Source organism: Desulforhabdus amnigena, assembly GCF_027925305.1.
GTDB lineage: Bacteria > Desulfobacterota > Syntrophobacteria > Syntrophobacterales > Syntrophobacteraceae > Desulforhabdus > Desulforhabdus amnigena.
In genome coordinates this window covers 521090-541811 of record NZ_BSDR01000001.1, presented here as the reverse complement: position 1 = coordinate 541811, position 20722 = coordinate 521090, and the positions used below count along the sequence as shown (strand labels likewise).

The window sequence follows — 20722 nt, the reverse complement described above, 5'->3', positions numbered from 1 at the left end:
AACACATTCGGGAATGCAGACACATTCGGAGCCTGGGTCTCGAGCCTGCTCGACAGGAATGCCGAATCCCTGGAGACGCGTGCTCGTGAACGTGCTGTTGATCAGTGCGGGCAGCATCGTCTACGCCGTCGGCATTAATGGAGTAATTGTCTCTCAGGGATTCTTGAGCGGAGGGATCATGGGGATCTCCTTAATCGGGCATTATCTCTTCCCCTGGCTCAACATTGGACTCGCCTACCTCGTCTTGAACATCCCTCTCATGTTGCTCGGCTGGTTCGGGGTAAGCCGGAAATTCATGCTCTACACTGTATTGGGCATGGTCATGTTCTCCACTGCGACCGGGCTCATCTTCCCAAAACTCCCGCACATCGAGAACCCCATCCTGGCAGCCATTCTGGGCGGGATAATCTGTGGAGCCGGCGTCGGAATCACGCTGCGCTCTCAGGGCTCGGGCGGCGGGACGGAAATCCTGCTGGTCTACTTGAGAAAGAAGCTCGGACTGCGGATGGGGGCAATGAGCTTTCTCTCTAATGCCCTGGTGCTTGCGGTCGCAGCCCATTTCTTCGGCCTGGAGCGGGCGCTGTACAGCCTGATCTTCATGTTTGTCAGCGGGAAGGTCATGGACTCGATCCTTACCAGCTTCAACCAGCGAAAGGCGATCCTGGTCATAACGGACTGCGCCGATGCCATTACCGCGCAGATCCTGAACCGGCTGCATCGCGGAGCCACTCTTCTCGAAGGCACGGGAGCTTATACCGGGAGCAGCAAGAAAGTCATCTTCAGCATCATCACCCTGACGGAGCTCTCAAAGATGAAGGAGCTGGTGTTTGACATCGACCCCCACGCATTCATGGTCGTGAACGACACCCTGGAGGTCATAGGCAAGCGCCACGGATCGATGCAGGACATTTGATCCTGCTCGACCCGAAGAGGAGAATTACCATGAAATGGATAGAGGTCATCACACTGCGCTCTCTGGTGAAAGCGAACAGGCAAATGGTCGACGAGTTGTTGAGCCAGGTTTTCAAGCAAAAGGAATCCGGGCTTGCTGCCTCGATCAGGGTCTATCATCATCCCACTGTGGAGACCGATTTGAGCATTCACATCCACTGGGAAAATGGGGCGCAACACCCGAGCGAAAGCCCTCTTGGGCAGCAGCTTTCATATGCTCTCAAGGGGCTGGGGTTGCTCTATCATTCCATCTGGGTGGAAGTTGCGGCCATGGAATGACCACCGGGGAACGCAATCATTTACAGGACTCTTGTTCTTGACCAATGCGACAGGTGCGAGAGTGCCATCGCACAAGCCATCGAAGGGCCGGGGGATGAAATCGAAAAGCTGCGGTGCTACATCCGGATCAAAGGCGGAAGGCTGCGTGAAGACCTTCCTCTAACTCGCCTCGTTCGAGGGAGTCAGTTTGGTTAGCAATTACCGTGGGCAATTTGCCTCCATTTTGAACGGCGAGTCCTTCGAGAACCTTTTGAAACGCCTCAGGGAGAAAACGGAATCCACCAGGGAGGTGAAAGGGTGAAATTCAGCAGGCGACGAGGCCTTTGGGTGTGACACTTGGCTGCTCGACCAATAATCTCTCGTTGTAGTACTAGGACACAGAATCCTAAATGCGCGGCCAGTTTTACCCCTGAATGCATGCGTCGCTGCTGAGATCAATCAGCGGCGTAATTACGATCATCAGTACCCCAAAACCCTTCCTGCTGCTCTCCGCTTTTCAAAGAAAAAAGCAACTGATTCATTCGGTCTTCTATTACGAAGGAAATGTCCGCAAGAGCTTTCAGGAAGGTAATTAGCTTCTTAAGCTGAACTTTATATCGAATGTTCATCCCGGGATGATCGAGAAGATGCAAAACATCCTCCAGCAGGGAAAGATTGGTTGCCGAAAACTGGGTGCAGGCAAGCTTCTGCCATTTGATCCGAAGATCTTCGGGAAGGTGTGCCATTTTTTGGGCGAGATCTTCATCCTGCACAATCCGGATAGCATTCTCCAGACGACTCAATAGCTCCCACACCTCCTCTTTGTCTTCCTCCCAGGCTCGGCTTTCAGCCAATAGACGACGCCACTTCGGGCGAATCTTATTATGAAGCCAGCTCTTTTCCTGTTCAGGCAAAAGATAGAGGTTGGCCACTGCCACCTGCTCAGCCATGAGTTCTTCACTCAATTGCCTCAACTCTTTTTGGTCGCCAAGAAGAGCCTGCTTCAAGACGATCAACTCCCCTAGCCGCATGAGAATGGCGCTTTTGTCTTCCAGACCCGGAAAGGCTTTTCGCAGCTCCATTTCCCACTGTTCCCGAAGAAACCCCATAACCGAATTGATGGCCGAAAAGACAAAACCAAGTTTTACTAGGGCATTTCGAAGTTCATGAGCCATAACATTGCAGGTTTGAAGGCGTTGGCGAGAAAGCTGCCGACGCTCTTCTTCGGCCCGCTTGCGCTCGGTGATGTCTATTCCCATTCCTACTACATATGTGGAATTATCAATCTCAGCTCGGACTCCGGTGAAAAAATAAGGGGTCTTCTTCCCGGTTTTTGATGCAATATTTGCCTCTACAAAGCCCTCACCTTTAATCAAGACTTCATTAATCGCCTCTGCGACAACCCTCTTGTCCTCTCCTTCAAAAGTATCAAGAGGACCCATTCGCGATCGTTCTTCGGAAGAATACCCCGTCACCTGTTCAAGATTCTCATTCCATCGAACATTTCTCAATTCTTGATCAAAGACGTAGAAAACACCTGGTAGGCTTTTAATTAGCGCTTCTGAAAAACTCTTCTCTTTCAGCAAATCTTTCTCAGCTCTTTTGCACTTCTCGATCTCTTCTTCTAACTCCTTAACCCTTGATTCCAATTCTTTGCAGGTTAGATTTTTTTCCACTACGAGATTCTCCATTTTCCACAATTAAAAACGGCTCATACCAGCAGCGTCCGGTTAGCCGCTTGCAAGTAAGACGTGAACGGCCCTCCGAGATTCCGGAGCAAGGGGTTTTGGGGTGGCTCTTTCAGATTCCATTTGCACTTGCTCACAATCGTCCACTGAAATTACTCAACGCTGCCTCAATCGGAACCGCGGTACCTCTTACTACAATTCCTCCTGTATCCGGTATTTCGACTGTCAGTCTATCAGTCTACTTGGTCGGTCCAGTGCTTCCACTTGACGAATGAGAATAGTAACAGGCGCTGCAAAGAGTTTTGCTTCTCGAGGATACGCCCCAATATCCGGGTTGCTGCAGATTCTGAGCGTGGCATGCCTGAAAAACTCGTTCTTGTCAAGCTCCATGTTCCTTCCCCTTGGCACCTCATGTGAGGTAAAGAGATAACGTCCTGATCTTGTGCTATTTAACGATAACACGATATTTGGCAGAAGCATGTACCACATTTCGTGGATCTTGGCACAGCTGTTTCCCAGTGCAGGTAGAAGTCAGTTGGAAGGCAACTGGCATGGATATTGTTGTTTGTGCTCGCAGAGGCTGGGGCATCGGTTCTCCCCCTCATTCAGTCCGTGACGTTCAAAGCAGGGCCGATGCGCACAGCCTCACCAGCACAAGGAATCCAGCCACTGCTGGAGGTCTGGAATGAAAAAGGGGAGCGGCATGATATGGCTTGAGATGATAAGTACTCGGGCGGCCGGGATTATCGAGGCCGAAAAGATCTTGGAGATCTGTAGGCAAACGCATCAGTCCATTGCCGGTGAAAAGCTCTTGAAGATGACCGTATTTTGCAACACAAGGTATGCAACCGATATCAGCATTCATCTTCAATGGAAGTCCAATCCCGGCAACGGGAGCGTCTTGGGCAGAGAGTTGAGTTCGGCCTTAGCAGGCCTCGGACTCATAAGCCACACACTATGGATTGAGCAGGAAGAATTCTAACTGCAACAAGTACACAATTCGGAGCAACGGATGTCCCCTATCTCAGGATAGTGGAGGGGAACATTCTGCAGGACTGGAGAATAGCATGACAAAGGAAACCAAGACCCCGTCTTCTGCCTCAGATGCTTCAGCCACAGCATCCAGGAATCTTGCTTGGCAATGGCCGACTCCCGATCTCCCAGGCCAGGCCCTCTCATACCTGGTTGACACCTGGCAGCGGAGTCTACTATTCTGCGATGTGATGCGCCGACGCGGCAATATCTGTATCGAACATGAAAAGGCAGGACAGCCGCCCGTCCTCGTGTTCAAGTATGAAACGGTTGTGGATGGACGCACTCTCGACCGGCCCGCCAACTATGCGCTTGTTCGAATCGTTCCTCCCGCTGAGCATCCCACAGACCCCGTGAAGCGCCCGATTGTGGTGATCGACCCGAGGGCGGGCCATGGACCGGGTGTCGCCGGATCCAAGATAGCGAGCGAAATAGGTATAGCCCTTCGCTCCAGGCACCCCTGTTATTTTGTAATGTTCTTTTCTAAGCCATGCTCGGGACAGACCATAGAATCGGTGACAAGAGCCGAGGCCGTGTTCCTGGAGAAGGTTAACGAGCTGCATCCCCATGCCGAAGGCAAGCCGTTCGTGATCGGCAACTGCCAGGGCGGCTGGGCGCTGATGATTCTCGCGGCCGTGGCGCCGGAACTGTTCGGCCCGATTCTGCTCGCGGGATCTCCAGTCTCATACTGGGCAGGTGTGGAAGGAGAAAATCCCATGCGCTACAGCGGGGGGCTCCTTGGCGGGTCATGGCTTTCTTCTTTTGCGAGCGACCTTGGAAACGGCATCTTTGACGGCAGCTACCTCGTTCGGAATTTTGAAAACCTCAATCCTTCGAATACGCTTTGGGGCAAACAATACAATCTTTACTCGAAAATAGATACCGAGGCCGAGCGCTTTCTCGATTTCGAAAAATGGTGGGGCGGATACTTTTACCTCAACAAGCAGGAAATCGAATGGATCGTCCAGAACCTTTTCGTGGGCAACAAGCTCTCCGCAAACCAGGTTACCTCGGCCGATGGGAAGACCATCGTCAATCTTTACAACATTCGCTCGCCGATTGTCGTATTCGCTTCCTGGGGCGACAATATCACTCCGCCGCAACAGGCTCTGAACTGGATCCCGGACCTCTACAGGAGTGTGGACGAGATCCGCGCACACGAGCAGACAATCATCTACTGCCTCCATGAGAAGGCCGGCCATCTCGGGATCTTCGTTTCGGCCGCAGTGGCCGACCGGGAGTATACGGAGCTGATCACCGCAGTGGATTTGATAGATGCACTGCCGCCGGGGCTCTACGAAGCCATAATAGAAGATACTAAACCCGACATGCCGCATCATGAGCTGATCGACGGGCGATATCTGGTCAGATTCGAGATGCGCACCATCGAGGATATCCTCGCCCTTGGCGATGGGCGCGCTCACGAACGGCCTTTCGAGGTCGTAAAGAGAGTCGCCGAAATAAACCAGGGCCTCTATGATACTTTCCTCTCGCCCTGGGTGCAGGCGATGTCAAATAAGATGACCGCCTACTGGTGGCGCATGCTACAGCCGGATCGCCTGCAACGCTACATGTGTTCCGACATGAATCCTGCGATGTGGCCGTTAAGGGCAGTTGCGGAAATTGTTCGCAAACAGCGCAAACCGGTTTCTTCCGACAACCCCTTCCTCGAGCTCGAAGGGCACGTCTCGGAAAGAATTATGGATTCACTCAACACCTACCGTGATACTAGGGACGCATGGTGCGAACGCATCTTTAAATTGATTTATGAATCACCCTGGATGGCTTCGATGGTTGGACTTAAAGGCGGCAGCGCACAACAGGGAGCACCGCGGTACGAAGACTGGCTCCGCAATGAATTGGAGCGTCTAAAGAAGCTGGAGAACGAGTCCTTTATTGAACAGGGTGATCTGCTCGAGGCGGCTGTTCGGATGCTGCTTTACCAGGACCGCGACATCCAGGTGGTGGACGAGCGTCCCTTCCGCCTGGCCCAGCAGCTCATCCGCGAGGCTCCCGCCGACGAGCGGCCGACCCTCGCACAGTTGAAACAAGCCTTAAAGAGGCAGTGGTTCATTCTGCTTATGGATGAGGAGCGGGCAATAAACGCTTTGCCGAAACTGCTGCCCGATCCCGACCGGCGCGCTCTGGCGCTTGAACTTGTTTACAGGATCGCCACTGCAAGGACCGGCAAGCTGGAGGATTCACAGCAGGTCAGGTTCAGAAAGATCGAAGAGATCCTGGGCGTGAGCATCTCGAGCGATCAAACTCCACCACTGAGAATGATGTAAGTAGGATGCGAAATTTGCCTTAACACAATCAACAGGTTAACTTATGACTGATAGACATGACTGGCATGCATGCGTGATCTGCGGAAAGAGCTTCCCTCGAGTGGATCTTTTTCCATGCGCTGCCGTGAGAGACGGCATTGTGAATCGGATTACCCGCGATCACCGCACCTGGACACAGGACGGCTTCATCTGTAAACAGGACCTCATAAGGTACGGGGTTGATCATGTCCATTCCCTCCTCGAGTCCGAAAAGGGGGAGCTCACAAACATTGAGGAGCAAATCCTGCACAGCATCCGGGAGCATGAACTGGTCGCAAGGAACATCGACACAGAGTTCGAGAGCGGGCGGTCTTTCGGCGAGAGACTGGCGGATGGGTTTGCAAGATTTGGCGGGAGTTGGACCTTTATATTGTCTTTTGGCGCCTTCCTTGCGCTTTGGATCGTGATGAATACCCTGGTGCTCGGTCTGCACCCCCCGGATCCGTATCCATTCATCCTGCTGAACCTTCTTCTTTCGTGTCTCGCTGCAATCCAGGCACCCGTTATCATGATGAGTCAGAATCGCCAGGAGGCAAAAGACCGGCTGCGCTCACAGAACGATTACCTGATCAATCTCAAGGCAGAGCTCGAAATTCGCAATCTCCATGAGAAGCTGGATCACCTCCTTTCGCATCAGTGGGATCGGCTTGCGCAGATACAGGAAATCCAACTCGATCTCTTGTCTGCGATTTTTAAGAGAGAATGAATCACACAACAATGAGAGGACTCCTGCAATGCGATTCTTATCTGCCGTAAGCTTCGTTTCAATCCTATTTGTGTTGACCGCCTGTTCCCAGGACAAAAGTGTGGAGCCGCCCGCGGCCAAACCGACCCCGATCAAAACGGGGAAGGTGCGGCACGTGCAAGAGCGCGAATTCGTGTCGGTGAGCGGTACGGTGACGTCGCCTGACGATCCGGTGCCGGTTTCTTTTCTGGTCTCGGGGAAAGTGATCGAAGTGGGGCCTCGGGAGGGCGATTACGTTAAAAAGGGACAATTCCTCGCAGCTATTGACCCGGTTGACTACAAGCTCTCGCTACAGGCCGCATCCGCGCAGGCCGGACAGGCAAAAGTCGCCCTCGCTCGCAGTAAGGACGAGTACGCCAGGATGAAATTCCTGTATGAGTCCAGGAGCCTCGCGCAAAACGACTTTGAAAAATACAGGGCGGCCTGGTTGAGCGCCAAAGAGCAGGTGGATCAGGCCATCGCCAATCAAAAGCTGGCCCAAAAGCGCCTTACAGATGCATCGCTCTACGCTCCCGCCGACGGTTTCATCTCGAAGCGATCCATCGAGCCGGGCCAGACCGCAAGCTCCGGGAACCCTGTTTTCGAGATCGTGAAGCTCGATCCCGTGGAGATCAACGTCGGTGTACCGGAAACCGACATTCATCTCGTCAGGGTCGGCCAGACGGCGGCGGTCACGATCCCGGCTATGCCTACGGAATCGTTCGAGGGGAAGGTGCGGGTCATTAACGTCTCGGCGGACCCCAATACCCGAACGTACATGACGAGGATCCTGGTTCCCAATCCCGCTCATATCCTCCGGGTCGGGATGGTTGCCGAGGCCAGGATCGAGGGGGACAGGACGATCGAGCTCATGACCCTTCCGGCCGAGACCATCCTGCGGGACCCGCAGGGAGCCACGATTGTTTTTGTTTACTACCCCGAGCAGCAGCGTGTCTATGCCAAGCGGGTCGAAAGGGGAGCCGTTTACGGACGTGAGATTGCGATACAAAGCGGCCTTTCAGGGGACGAGACCATCGTTTTTGCGGGCCAGGAGAAGCTTCGGGACGGAACCATCGTCTCATTGGTGGATGAAACTGCCCCTGGAGGACCACAAAACCCGCTAAGAAAAGAAGAGGTGCGGCAATGAACCCGGCAAAGGCATCTCTGCGCTACCCGATAGTTTTTTTGATCCTTACCGCCATGGCCGTTGCGGTCGGACTTTATGCCTTACGGTACATGCCGCGCACCGAAGACCCCACCATCACCATTCGCACCGGCCTGGTCATCGCACTTTATCCCGGTGCAACTTCCGAGCAAGTCGAAAAGCAGGTCACAAAAACCCTGGAAAAACACATTTTCAAGTTTCCCGAAATCCGCAAGGAGAAAACGTATTCAACCAGCCGCCCCGGTCTGGTCATCATCAACGTGGAACTTGAAAATTACGTGAAAAACTCCGACCTCGTGTGGGCCAAAATCCGTCACGAGATGAATGAGACCCGCGCAACCGAGCTACCGGACGGCGTCCAGGGGCCCATCGTAAACTCGGACTTCGGCGACACCGTGGCGATGCTTCTCGCAATACACGGTGAGCGCTATGGCTACCGTGAGTTGCGTGACTACGTGGACACAATTCAAGATGAGCTTCGCACAATTCGTGAAGTGGGCAAGCTGGCCATGTATGGCCAGCAGCAGGAACAAATCTGGATAACGAGCGACCTGGAGCGGTTGTCGCAGTATTTCCTGGACCCGCTTAACGTGATCCAGGCACTGAAACAGCGCAATACCATAGAGAGCTCCGGCCATTTCGAGGCCGACCGCACGAAGATTCCCCTGCACACCACAGGCCTCTTCAATGAGGAAGAAGATATCAGGAGTGTGCTCGTGGACGTCTCCCGAACAGGGGAGCCCGTCTACATTCGCGATTTTGCCGAGGTGGAGCGGAGATACCAGGACCCGCAGTTCGTTGTGCGCTACGACGGCGAGCCGTGCCTGCTGCTGTCCGTTGAGATGCAGAAGGGGAAGAATATAGTAGAGCTCGGCGTTCGAATCGAGGAGGTTTTTACCCGCCTGAAATCCCTGCTGCCGCCGGATATCCGGATCGATCTCATCGCCAATCAGCCTGAGGTCGTCAAGGAGCGAATAACGCATCTCGGCCATGAATTCATGCTGGCCATAGCATCCGTTGTTCTTGTTACGATCATACTGCTGCCCATTCGGGTGGCGGTGATCGCGGCACTCGCCATTCCCATAACGCTCTGCATAACCCTGGGGGCAATGAATGCAGTGGGAATCGCGCTGCATCAGGTTTCTATCGCTGCGCTCATTGTGGTCCTAGGAATCGTCGTGGACGATGCGATTGTGATTGCCGACAATTACATCGATCTTCTCGACCGCAAGGTCCCGAGGGAGGAGGCCGGTTGGCGCTGCGTTTCCGAAGTCATTGTTCCGGTCCTTGCCGCAACCGCGACGATCATCTTTTCTTTCCTGCCCCTGGTGATCCTCTCGGGATCATCCGGCGAGTTTATCTTTGCACTCCCGGTAACGGTCGCCATAGCCCTGGCCGTGTCTTTCATTGTGGCTATCTTCATCACACCGATTTTCTGCAAATTCTTCATCAGGAAAGGGCTCCATGACACCAGCGGCGGCAAGGAGGGCGGAAGCAAGGAAAAATTCAGCATCCTGAATGTGATCCAGTCCGTCTACAGGGCGATCATTGTCTTTTTCATGCGCTATAAGGTCACGGCCATGGCGCTGGGGGTTGGGGCGTTCGCGGCCGGGCTCCTCCTCTCCACACTCGTGCCCCAGCAGTTCTTCCCATCGGCGGAACGCAACCAGTTCGTGGTCGACGTATGGATGGGCCAGGGAGCTCGCATCGAGGCCACGGACGCGGTGATGCGCCGGATGGAGGCGTACATGAAGGGGAGAAAGGAAATCGAGCATTTTGCAACCTTTGTCGGCCAGAGCGCACCGAGGTTTTACTATAACGTCAATCCCCAGCAGCCGGATGCCGCATATGGGCAGTTCGTCGTCAACACGCACTCCGCAAAGCAAACCCCGGCATTGGTGGAAGATCTCCGGAAATCCTTTGCATCGCTGGTCCCCGAAGCGCTGGTCATCGTGAAGGAACTGCAGCAGGGAAGCTCGTTGGAGGCTCCTGTCGAGGTGCGAATCGTGGGTGAGGAGATCCAGGAATTAAAACGCATTGGCTCCCAGGTAGAGGAACTGCTCGTTGAGGTCCCCTTTTCGGTTTTCGTCCACCGTGATTACTTCAACGAATCCTGCATGGTGGACGTAAACGTCAACGAGGAACTGGCAAACCGACTCGGAATAACCCATTCCTTAATATCGAAGCAAGTGGACGGAGCATTCGACGGGGTCCCTGTGAGCACGTTCTGGGAAGGCGACAGGGCGGTCACCATCCTGCTCCGTCTCGCACAGGCGTCCCGCTCCTCTTTCAGCGACGTGAGTGATGCCTACATCAGCTCTCAGTTGACCAGGGCCAGGGTGCCGCTCCGCGCTATCTCTACTTTGGAGCCCGAATGGCAGACCAGCAGGATCGTGCGCCGCAACGGAGTGAGGACCCTGACGGTTAGAGCCTTCGTGGAGGATGGCCATTATGCATCGCAGCTCCTCAATGCGGTCCAATCACGCATAGAGGCGCTGCCGCTTCCGCCGGGGTACAGGATTGAATACGGTGGGGATAAGTTCAACACCGAGGAGACCATGCCCGAGATGCTGACTGCGCTCGGCATAAGCCTTGTCGCCATTTTCCTCACCCTGCTTATACAGTTTAGGCGAGTTACGGAGGTGTTGATCGTCATGATCTCGATTCCTCTCGCAATGCCAGGTGCTGTCCTGGGACTGATCATTACACGCAACCCGTTCGGGTTCACCGCTTTCATGGGGCTCATCAGCTTGTGCGGGATCGTGGTGCGAAACGCAATCATTCTCGTCGATTACATTAACGAGAGAATCCGCGAGGGGCACTCGCTTGAGCAGGCCGCAACGGAGGCGGGGGAGCGCCGACTTCGGCCGATCTTTCTGACAACCATGGCCGCAGCTGCGGGAGTAACGCCCATGATCCTTTCCGGGTCAAGCCTGTGGAGCCCCCTGGCAAGTGTTCTCGCAGTCGGGCTGATCTGGTCCATGTTCATGACTCTGCTTGTCGTCCCGGTGCTGTTCGTAATAGCCAAGTCGCGAGCCGTAAAGCCTTCTTCCGCTGCCGTGGCGGCCATGTGCATCGCGGGATTGATTCTCGCGGCGAATCCGGCATTTGCGGAAACAAAGCGCCTCACCCTGCCCGAGGCGGTCGAACTGGCGCTGAAAGGGAATTCAGCAGTCAAGATTGCCCGCTTCAAAGTGGACGAGAAAGGGAAGAGGGTGGCTGCCACATCGGCCGACTATTATCCACGCCTGTCCAACTATTCCGCGGTCGTGGGGCTTTCCGAGTCACAACTGGTGACCGTACCTATCCCGAATGTTGGCGCATTTCCAATCAATAATACACCCTCTCCAAATCAGGGTTCTTCATCTTTTTTCGTCAACAGTACGGTTCTCAGTCAACCGTTGACGCAGCTCCTAAAGATTCATGAAGCCACTGGAATTGCGCGATCTGACCAGAGGGTGGCGGAGGCGGACGCAAGAAAGGCGGAAAATGACATCATTCTTGCCGTACACCAACTCTACTACGGCCTTCTTGTGGCCCGGAAACAGAAGGAGGCCGCGGAGGCCGGGCTGGCGGCGGCCCAGGAAAGCCTGCGCGAGGCCGAAAATGCGGTCCTTGCCAGGAACCTGCTTGAGGTGGCGGTAACCGAGAGCCGCACTGCCGTCCTGCAAAACAAGCAATCCCTTCTGGCGGCAAATATCCGGATAGCGGACTTCAATTCCGAACTGAACCATCTGCTTGGGTTGCCTCTCGAGACGGAACTAGAGCTATCCGATCCTGGTCCCGCCAAGGGGCCTGTTCAAAGTCGTGATTACTACCTGCAGGCGGCGCTTTCCGGTAACCCGGAGATTGAATCCGCCAAAGCCACGGTGAGAAAGGCCCAGGGCGGGGTGAGTGCTGCTCGCTACGAGTATATTCCCGATGTAACTCTTTTTGCTGCAAATACATACCAGGATGGTATGTCCTTTGCGAAGGATGATGTCGGCGCATTTGGGCTCATGATGTCCTGGGATATCTGGGACTGGGGCAAACGCGGAGCCGTTGTCTGCGAGCGCAGGGCCCAGCTCTCACAAGCCAGTGAGAACCTGCACAGGTTAAATGAGCAGGTGACGGTCGAACTGGACAAGGCATACAGGAAACTTGATGATGCAAAAAGCATGATGGATGTTGCCCGGGAGGCGCTCGCACTTCAGCAGGAAAGGTTGCGCCTGACGTCTGACCAGCTCAAGGCCTCCACCATCAGCTCTGCAAAATATGCTGAAGTAGCGGCGGCACTGAAAAAGGCGGAATCAGACGAGCTCCAGGCGCGCCTGGCCTACGACTTTGCCCTCGCAGAACTCAATCGCATCGCGGGAACATTTCAGCGCTGAGAAGGGAGAGGAGCACTTCAATGAGACATTTTGCTGAATACGCTTCACAGTCCCTCGGTATCCGGCTTCCCGAAGCTCATACACGCTTCATGGACACCTATGGGAACAGGCTCCCGGAAGATCCTGTCAAAACGAAGAGCTGGATCACCGGACTGGGCTCACAGGAGTTCGTTATCGGCACCACGCTTGCCTTCCGCTCGTCTTTTCCTGATCTTGACCGGGGAAGAGTGGTGATTGGCTACGCGAGTATCAAGACGATCATCGTCAACAGGGCGTATGAGGACATTGACGAATACCTCTAGGTTCTGTTGACATTTCACCTCAACCAGATGAGAGCTGCGACAAAGCCAAGAAAGCCCAAGAAGCTTCTGTCGAGCTTGTCGAATCTGGAGAAAATGCGTCTGAAATGTTTGATCTTGCTCATAAAGCACTCGATCAGATGTCGTTCGCGGTAGCGGCATTGGTCGTATTCGCGGGGCTCTTTGCGATTGGACCGGGGTGGAATCACAGCAGTAGCTCCAGATTGGGTGATCGCCTGGACGAAGGCATCCGAATCATAGCCCTTGTCTCCCAGTGCATGAGCGAAGGTGAAGCCCTCGATAAGAGCCGGTCCCTGTTCGATGTCACTCTTCTGACCGGGAGTGAGAATGAACCTCAGGGGATTTCCCAAGCCATCTACCGCTACGTGGATCTTGGTGGAAAAACCTCCTCGGCTGCGCCCGAGAGCCTGTGTCTCTTGTCCACCGGATCTTTTGAGGGCTCCGGCAGCACAGGGATGGGCACGAACAATGGTGCTGTCAAACATGAAGTTCTCCATATCGGGATCATCTATGAAGTGCTCGTGCATTCTGGAGAAGATACCCTTGTTACACCAGCGGGCGAATCGTTTATAGACACTGTTCCAGTTACCGAATTTCTCCGGGAGCAGTCTCCACTGAGCACCACTTCGTGTAATCCAAAGGAGTGCCTCAATGAAAAGACGGCAATCACCTTCTTCTCCTACGTAAACATCCACACAGGAGCGAAGGAATTGGAGGATCTTCAACCATGTTTCATCTTGTAGTAGTGCTGTTGACATCTATTAATTAGAACCCAAATGTCAACAGAACCTAGGGACTCAAGCTGGACGGAATTGAATAGCTTCGTCCCATGTCAGATGGATTTGAAAGGTAAGCGTCTTGGCAAGTACACCTTCCGAGACGAAAGCCGCCATGGCAAGATGAGTCCGTAGATTTGAAAGGGACCGGCTAGTTTTCCGGGACATCCTTGAGCTCATCTTGCAGCTCATTTCAGAGGCGCAGCTTAGCACGAAATCTTTAGGGAAATACCGAGCTTTCTCATCCGGCTTCTGAGGGTATTGGGATTGATTCCAAGGAGCCGAGCCGCTCCTCCGGGGCCGCTTACCTTTCCGTTGCACCTTTGAAGCGCCTGACGGATTTGCCTGGACATGGCTTCATCCAGGGTGAGAAGGTTATCCTCCCTCTCCGGTTCCAGACTCGAGGCTTTGCTATTCTCCAGCACCTCCAGGGGCTCAAACGTCAGCCGCTCACCCCTTCGTTTGCCTCGCGTATGGATAAGTTCACGCTCGATCAGGTTCTCAAGCTCCCGTATATTTCCCGGCCAGTGGTATGCCTTCAGTCGCTCGACCTCCTCGATGGAAACTGTGGGCGGGGGATAGATTTTGAGGTCTTTTGATTTTTTCTCTAAGAAGTGATGGACCAGGGCCGGGATATCCTCCCTTCGCTGCCTCAGCGGTGGAAGAGTGATTGGGAACACATTGAGCCGGAACCACAGGTCCTCCCGAAACACACCTGTTCGCACCAACTCCGCCATATCCCTGTGGGTTGCGGCAATGACCCGGACGTCCACTGGAATGGGTCTGGTCCCGCCCACCCGTTCGATCTCTTTTTCCTGGAGTACGCGCAGGAGCCTGAGCTGTACCTGGGAGGGCAATTCCCCAACTTCATCGAGAAAGATCGTTCCCGTATCGGCCCGCTCGAAACGCCCTTTCTTCTGAGTGATGGCTCCGGTAAACGCCCCCCTCTCATGCCCGAAGAGCTCGCTGTCAACCAGACTGTCCGGGATGGCGCCGCAATTGATCTTTATGAGCGGACCGGATCTCCTGGAGGAAGTGTAATGGATTGCGTTGGCGATGAGCTCCTTTCCTGTACCCGTCTCCCCAAGGAGAATGACCGGACTGCTGAGAGGGGCCACCTGCCGCACCATCTCCATTACGTCCTTCAGGCCAAAGTCTGCGCCAACAATCTCGGAACTGGAATACCTCCGCAGCTCCCGGCTGAGCTCCCGATTTTCTGCATCCACTATCTCTTTGAGCTTCACGAGCTCCTCATAGCGAAGGGCATTGGACATGGCGATCGAGAAGGGTTCTCTCAAGAGAGAGACCAGTTCCATGTGCTCCTGGGTAAAGCCTGTATTCCCATCTGCATACAGAGCCAAAAACCCCAAACGTTTGCCCTCCAGAGCCAGATCTACAGCGAGAACAGAACGGTTCGAAAGGTCAAAATCGGGGCGAAGGATCTTCACTAATTCGCTTTGTCCATTCCAGTAACTTAGGCTGGCGGCGCCAGCCTTCAGTGCGGATTCCAACTCCTGGATGGCTGACCTCGACAGGGGAAGGGGTGGCAAGGTTTTCTTCTTGCCGGCCTGATCAACGTTTGCGAGGTTGCTGAGAATCCCGGTGCTCGGATCGAACATGCTGAGAGTGACGACGGACACGGGAATGAATAACCGGATGTAGTCCATGAAACTCAGCAGGGCTTTATCGATATCCAGGCTGCCGCAGATTCTGAGCGCAGCCTGCCGGAAAAATGCATTCCTATCAAGCTCCATGGTCATCTCCCCTGGCAACCCATGCCCAAGGCAAAGGGATGCTGTCCTGCTCTTGCGCTATTTGACAATAACACGGTATTTAGTAAGACTTTTATCACATTTCGTGGATCTTTGGCACAGATATTTTCCTATGTGTGAATACATCAGGGGGAAGGCAGCCGGCATGGATATGGCTATCTGTGCTCCCAGAGGCTGCGTGCATCGGTTCTCCCCTCCATTCCTCCTCTGCCTTGACGTTCAGGCAGGGCCGATGCACAAAGCCTCACCGGCATAGAAGAGTCCAGGCACTCCTGGGGGTCTGGAATGAAAACGGAGAGCAACATGATATGGCTTGAGATGATAAGCACCCGTGCGGCTGGGATTGTCGAGGCCGAAAAAATCTTGGAGATCTGCAGGCAGGCGCATCAATCCGTTGCCGGCGAGAAGCTCCTGAAGATGAGCGTATTTTGCAACGCAAGGCATGCAACCGATATCCTCATTCATCTTCAGTGGAAGTCCGATCCTGGGGCCTGGAGCGTCTTGAGCAGGGAGTTAAGATTGGCCTTGGCAGATCTGCCACTCCCTATGGAATGAGCAAGAAGAACTTTAACTGCAACAAGGACACAATTCGTTGCAACAGCACAAAAGATACAGGATGTTATGAGAAATTCCTGGAAGAAGAATGCTGCTAGGCTTTTCTTTGACGTAGACTCCGCAGCTGGCTGTGCGCGCTGTGTTGGTTTGTATCAGGCACGCTATTGATGAAAGGAGAGGCCGGTATGGCTTCTGAATCTCAAGTGAGGGCTTACCCAAGGGATCTTGCCTCTTTCGTTCGAGACCGCCTGCAAACGGGGAGCGCCGTGGAATGTGCATTACTGCCTGGCCTCTCGGTATTGGAAAACATACTTTCCGTCTGTTTCCAAGCCAGTCTACTTCGAGAGGAGGAGCGGCCGGTGAGATTTCGGCTCATCTTTCTGGCCCCTGACCGACTTTCGCCCAATCATGGGCCGCTGGCCGGCCTCCACAGGCTTCTATTCAGAGATAGACTGCCATTTACCGAGCGTGAATTGCGAAAACTCTCGCCATCAGTGGATTTCTACGGCTCCCTGATTGGACTGTGGCACGATGGGAAAAGTGGATTATCCATCTGGGGAATTGTGCATTCCGGACCACGGTGGGCACAAAGCCTTCATGGAGGCGGGAAAGAGTTCCAACCGCTTCCCGACGCTCTAGTGGTAAGTGTTACAAATCCGGGTCGCATAACCGTGAGCAACGGATCGACCGAAATCGCCACGCTCAATTCCGGAAAAATTGTTGGCCCATCCTCGGCGGTTTTTGATTCAATGTGGGTACGTTCAGCATTCGGCGCTATAGAAGATGAGGAACTTGCATTGCACATGGAGGCTCGAAGGCATGCGAAAAAACCTTGGGCGGCAGTTGATCCTGATTTCTTCAGGACAATAAAAAAACAGATCTCAATGAGACTCCTGGGCAGGATTCGCTCCTCGAGGCATGGCGGCGCCCTGATTTGCATCCCCGATGAGCTCAAAGAGGAGTTTTTGTCAGAGAACCTTTACGTAAAATTAAAGTACAGATTCGTTGAGGAAGAACCGTGCAAACGGTTTCGAACCCTTATTGTCAAAATAGCCAATGCGTTGGCGGAATTCTACGGCTCTCTTGAAGCTCCCAAAAGAACGGTAGGCTGGACGGAATACCTGGCCAGTAAAAATCAAACTCTTTCCAAACTGGATGAATCATTATTCGAGTGGGCTCATTTAGTAGCCGGCATGACGCAGGTGGACGGCGCCGTAGTGATAACACAAAGACTGGAACTGGTCGGGTTTGGAGCCCAAATATCCGGCAAACTGGAGCGTGTCGATGCAGTGGCGCACGCTCTGGACCCGGAAGGATGGGAGATTCTGCAGGAACAAACCGACTGCGTCGGCTCCCGCCATCACTCGGCTTACAGTTTGTGCAATGCGTTGCATAACGTTGTGGTGGTGGTAGTCTCTCAGGATGGAACAGCGCAGCTTGTCAGATGGAACGACGGTATGGTGACCGTATGGGAACAGTTGTCTTCCAGCCTCATAGAAGTATAAGCGACAAAAACAACCTACCAACACCTGTACGCTGGGACAACGGCTTTCCTGCCCCTCGAGGAGGCTTGGGTTTGTCCATCATTCCCTTTGGGTCGAATCGGCGGCCCAGGAATGATCACCGGTGCACTGCGCAACTGCGAGGCCATTTCCGTAACCGCGGTTATTCGAGAACAGAAGGTGGAAGCTTATTCCATGGGAAAAGAGACACTCCCAAGGCGAGAAAGAGAGAAGCTGCGGCAGCGAAGGGAGATACTGGCGGCGGCATACGATCTGTTCTCGGAGAAAGGATACCACGGAGTATCCATGCACGAGATTGCAAAGACGGCCGAATTTGCTATCGGAACACTCTACAAGCTCTTCCAGAACAAGGAGGATCTCTATAAGGCCCTTGTTCTGGATCAATGCGACAAGTTCGAGGAAACGATCACGCATGCGATTGAGGAACCGGATGATGAGGTTGAAAAGCTGCGAAATTTCATCCGTACCAAGAGAAAGAGTTTCCACGGAAATCTTCCCTTCATCCGCCTTTTTCTAGCGGAGTGCAAAGGGGCTAGCTTCAATATCAATGCGGGCCTCGACGACGAGTTGCGAAAACGCCATTACACCTTTCTCAAAAAACTAACCGCGATCTTTGAAAGCGGAATCAAAAACAAACGATTCAAGATGATCGCCGATCCGTTCCATTTGGCCGTTGCGCTGGACAGTGTTCTCGATGCGTTTTTCCTTCTCCATCTGGATATGCCCGAGATCCATCCTGACCCGGAAGTCACTGAAACCATTTTGGATATTTTTTTAAATGGACTGGTGTTCCGTCAGTCGTGCCAGAGTCCTATGGCTGAATACGAATGAACGATGCCTTGCGAGAAACCCGGGAGTTGAATGGAGGGTGATAAGGCAGACATTGCCGACAGCGATCTCAAGGCCCCTCGTGACGGCCGCGTGCAGTACCGGGTGGCGCATCCGGGGCGAATTGGTCGGGGCTGGAGGCCGCATGCTCAATCTGGTCGATCTGAGCGATGTCTACATGCATCGGCTAACCCCTTACTCTTGACGACTCCTCCGGGAACGGGCTCAGATCGAGTCTCGTGGAAACCGCCGCAAAATCGCTAGCCAAACATCAGAAAAAGTTTTCTAACAAAACAAACCGTTCGCCCTGAGCCTGTCGAAGGGCACAACCAGACATGCCCTTCGACAGGCTCAGGGCGAACGGACAGCAAGACAAAATGTTAAGAAATATATGCTCAGGTACTTACTTTGTCTCGTAGAAGGTTCTTCCGAAGTGTTGCTTGCTGAGCCCTGTCAGGTCCGCCCACATCAGAGGTCCACCTTTATCGGGAGGGAATCCGGTTCCCCAGATCATCCCCATGTCGATCATATGCGGGTCTTTGACGATTCCCCTGTCGAGAAGGTCTTTGCCCACTGTGGCCATTTCGGTAAGGACGATGGTCTGCATCTCTTTGGCCGTAAGCTTCTTCGGGTTCTTCTTCTGAATGAGTGGCAACGCATCGAGGTCTACGCTTCCATCTTGAGAGAAGAATCCCTTGCCGCATTTTTTCAGTCCCAGGCGCCCCTGATCGGATAGGCTCTTCAGGGTGTTTTGCTCGATCTTCATGCCCTTCATGATTTTATACACCACGTCGATACCGACTTCGTCGGTCAGCCGAATCGGCCCGACCGGCATTCCGAATTGGACGAAGGCCTTATCAACTTCCTCAATGGAATTGCCGGTTTCGATGAAATCGAGTGCGGCCAGAAAGTAGGGAAAGAGCAAGGCATTGACCACAAACCCCGGATTGTCCCTGCACACGACAGGGCGCTTGCGGATTTGTCCTACAAAACCAAGTAGGTTATCCACAGTAGCCTGGCTGGTCTTCTCCCCCTGGATGACTTCTACGAGCTCCATCTTCCAGACCGGAGAGAAAAAGTGAAGACCCGCAAAACGATCCCGGCCTTTGACGAAAGGAGACATGGAATCAAGAGGGATGGATGAGGTGTTGCTCGCCAGGATGCAATCTTCCGCCACCACCTGGCAGATTTCCTGGTAGACCTGCTCTTTTACTTGCATGTCCTCGAAGACTGCTTCGATCACGAGATCCACATCCTTGAAGCTTTCCCCGTACTCGGATACGATCTTGAGTCGCCCCATCAGGTCCTCTACGGGCATTTTGAGCCTCTTCCTTGCCTCCATTTCACCGAGGATTTTCTTAACAAACTCTCTTCCCGGCTCGATCGCCTGGGGGATCTCTTTGGCAACGACTTCCATTCCAGTGTGGCGAAGAATGTCTATGGCAATACCCCGCCCCATCGTACCAAAACCAAGAATGGCGACCTTCTTGATAGGTTTGGGATCAAAGCCTTTGGTAATCATCCCCTTTGGCTTGTCGCTCATGGTCTTGAGGAAGAACGTGTGGATACTCCCCTTGGCCTGATCCGAGAGCACGGCATCGATGAAATAACGTTTTTCGATCTCGAGGCCTTCCTCCAGCGAGACCTTAAGCCCTTCCCGCATGGATTCGATCGCCAGCATCGGTCCGGGTATCTCTCTGCCTCTGGTCGCCTTGAGAACCTCCCCTCGAGCCACTTGCGCGACTTCATCCACATGGGAGAAATCATGCTCGGGCCGCTTCAAGTCGATTTTCCCCTTGAGGATTTCCTGGAGAAATTCCAGCGCCTTTGCTCGAAGATCGGCATCGGCGGGCACGATTCTGTCAATCACGCCCAGCTCCAACGCTTTGGAGGCCGGGTAGACCATCCCTTTGAGAATGAGCTGAAATGCAGGGGCTCCTATCAGGCGCGGAAGCCGTTGGGATCCTCCCGCCCCGGGAAAGATTCCCAAGTTGCATTCCGGCAGCCCCAGTTGGGTGGATTTGGAATCTTTGGCCATACGAGCGGTGCAGGCGAGGGCGAATTCCAGCCCTGCCCCCAGGCAGTAGCCATCTATGGCCGCAAGGGTCGGGAAGGGCAGTCCACTGATGCGGTTGAACACTCCGTGCAAGCGGCCGAGCACAGCCGCCGCATCGGTCCTGCTCTTCATTTTGGTGAGCATGTTGAGGTCCGCACCCGCGTGGAAGTTTCCCGGCTTTCCGGACATGAAAATCAATCCTTTCAGGTCCGCCTGCGTTTCCAACGCGCTCAGCATTTGCCCCAGTTCTTCGATTGCCGCATCCGTCCAGCTGTTCACAGGCTTGTCTGGCAGGTCAATGGTCACGAGGCCGAGGCCTCCCTCTATTTCCAGATTATAGATCCTTTTAGTGCTCATCCCAGGTCTCCCGATATGAA

Annotated in this window: 15 protein-coding genes and 2 pseudogenes; 12 read left to right on the top strand and 5 right to left on the bottom strand. The window is 53.8% G+C overall.

Annotated elements, in window-relative coordinates:
* The first annotated feature begins 85 nt into the window (after positions 1 to 85).
* The 3 genes and pseudogenes from QMG16_RS02435 to QMG16_RS19500 form a co-directional block, all read left to right on the top strand.
* Positions 86 to 913 carry a YitT family protein gene (locus QMG16_RS02435; RefSeq protein ID WP_281792075.1) on the top strand — a complete coding sequence of 276 codons (828 nt, stop codon included), beginning with the start codon at positions 86 to 88 and terminating at the stop codon, positions 911 to 913.
* A gap of 29 nt (positions 914 to 942) precedes the next feature.
* A complete protein-coding gene (locus tag QMG16_RS02430) occupies positions 943 to 1230 on the top strand; it encodes a hypothetical protein (RefSeq protein ID WP_281792074.1) in 288 nt (95 codons plus the stop codon).
* 184 nt (positions 1231 to 1414) lie between these two features.
* Positions 1415 to 1531: pseudogene (locus QMG16_RS19500) on the top strand (ABC transporter substrate-binding protein); the annotation flags it as partial.
* A gap of 133 nt (positions 1532 to 1664) precedes the next feature.
* Here QMG16_RS19500 and QMG16_RS02425 read toward each other — a convergent pair.
* Positions 1665 to 2885, bottom strand: a complete 1221-nt coding sequence (locus tag QMG16_RS02425; RefSeq protein ID WP_281792073.1) for a PAS domain S-box protein — start codon at positions 2883 to 2885, stop codon at positions 1665 to 1667.
* A 715-nt stretch (positions 2886 to 3600) separates the two neighbouring features.
* Between QMG16_RS02425 and QMG16_RS02420 the strand changes: the two genes are divergently transcribed.
* From QMG16_RS02420 to QMG16_RS02395, 6 genes are all read left to right on the top strand, one after another.
* Entirely contained in the window at positions 3601 to 3879 is a 279-nt protein-coding gene (locus QMG16_RS02420) for a hypothetical protein (protein ID WP_281792072.1), read from the top strand.
* 85 nt (positions 3880 to 3964) lie between these two features.
* Positions 3965 to 6217: a DUF3141 domain-containing protein gene (locus QMG16_RS02415; protein WP_281792071.1), complete on the top strand. Its 2253-nt coding sequence runs from the start codon at positions 3965 to 3967 to the stop codon at positions 6215 to 6217.
* 43 nt (positions 6218 to 6260) lie between these two features.
* Complete coding sequence (locus tag QMG16_RS02410; RefSeq protein ID WP_281792070.1) at positions 6261 to 6962, top strand: DUF1003 domain-containing protein; 702 nt, start codon at positions 6261 to 6263, stop codon at positions 6960 to 6962.
* A 28-nt stretch (positions 6963 to 6990) separates the two neighbouring features.
* On the top strand, positions 6991 to 8127 hold the full coding sequence (locus QMG16_RS02405; protein WP_281792069.1) for an efflux RND transporter periplasmic adaptor subunit: 1137 nt from the start codon (positions 6991 to 6993) through the stop codon (positions 8125 to 8127).
* Positions 8124 to 12515 carry an efflux RND transporter permease subunit gene (locus QMG16_RS02400; protein ID WP_281792068.1) on the top strand — a complete coding sequence of 1464 codons (4392 nt, stop codon included), beginning with the start codon at positions 8124 to 8126 and terminating at the stop codon, positions 12513 to 12515. Before QMG16_RS02405 ends, QMG16_RS02400 begins: the two co-directional genes overlap by 4 nt.
* Positions 12516 to 12535: 20 nt before the next feature.
* Positions 12536 to 12817 (top strand): hypothetical protein, encoded by a 282-nt coding sequence (locus QMG16_RS02395; RefSeq protein ID WP_281792067.1) that lies wholly within the window; start codon positions 12536 to 12538, stop codon positions 12815 to 12817.
* A gap of 14 nt (positions 12818 to 12831) precedes the next feature.
* On the opposite strand, the gene QMG16_RS02390 is transcribed toward QMG16_RS02395, so the two are convergent.
* The 3 genes from QMG16_RS02390 to QMG16_RS02380 form a co-directional block, all read right to left on the bottom strand.
* On the bottom strand, positions 12832 to 13593 hold the full coding sequence (locus QMG16_RS02390) for an IS5 family transposase (RefSeq protein WP_281792066.1): 762 nt from the start codon (positions 13591 to 13593) through the stop codon (positions 12832 to 12834).
* Positions 13594 to 13817: 224 nt separating this feature from the next.
* Complete coding sequence (locus QMG16_RS02385; protein WP_281792065.1) at positions 13818 to 15365, bottom strand: sigma-54-dependent Fis family transcriptional regulator; 1548 nt, start codon at positions 15363 to 15365, stop codon at positions 13818 to 13820.
* 237 nt (positions 15366 to 15602) lie between these two features.
* Entirely contained in the window at positions 15603 to 15827 is a 225-nt protein-coding gene (locus QMG16_RS02380; RefSeq protein ID WP_281792064.1) for a hypothetical protein, read from the bottom strand.
* A gap of 296 nt (positions 15828 to 16123) precedes the next feature.
* Between QMG16_RS02380 and QMG16_RS02375 the strand changes: the two genes are divergently transcribed.
* The 3 genes and pseudogenes from QMG16_RS02375 to QMG16_RS02365 all read left to right on the top strand — a co-directional run.
* The gene (locus tag QMG16_RS02375) at positions 16124 to 17443 is read left to right on the top strand and encodes a putative sensor domain DACNV-containing protein (RefSeq protein ID WP_281792063.1); all 1320 of its coding nucleotides are present in this window, start codon (positions 16124 to 16126) and stop codon (positions 17441 to 17443) included.
* 111 nt (positions 17444 to 17554) lie between these two features.
* A complete protein-coding gene (locus tag QMG16_RS02370) occupies positions 17555 to 18292 on the top strand; it encodes a TetR/AcrR family transcriptional regulator (protein ID WP_281792062.1) in 738 nt (245 codons plus the stop codon).
* A gap of 45 nt (positions 18293 to 18337) precedes the next feature.
* A pseudogene (locus QMG16_RS02365) lies at positions 18338 to 18485 on the top strand (hemolysin D); the annotation flags it as partial.
* A 207-nt stretch (positions 18486 to 18692) separates the two neighbouring features.
* On the opposite strand, the gene QMG16_RS02360 reads toward QMG16_RS02365, so the two are convergent.
* The gene (locus tag QMG16_RS02360) at positions 18693 to 20702 is read right to left on the bottom strand and encodes a 3-hydroxyacyl-CoA dehydrogenase NAD-binding domain-containing protein (RefSeq protein ID WP_281792060.1); all 2010 of its coding nucleotides are present in this window, start codon (positions 20700 to 20702) and stop codon (positions 18693 to 18695) included.
* Between the last annotated feature and the right edge of the window lie 20 nt (positions 20703 to 20722).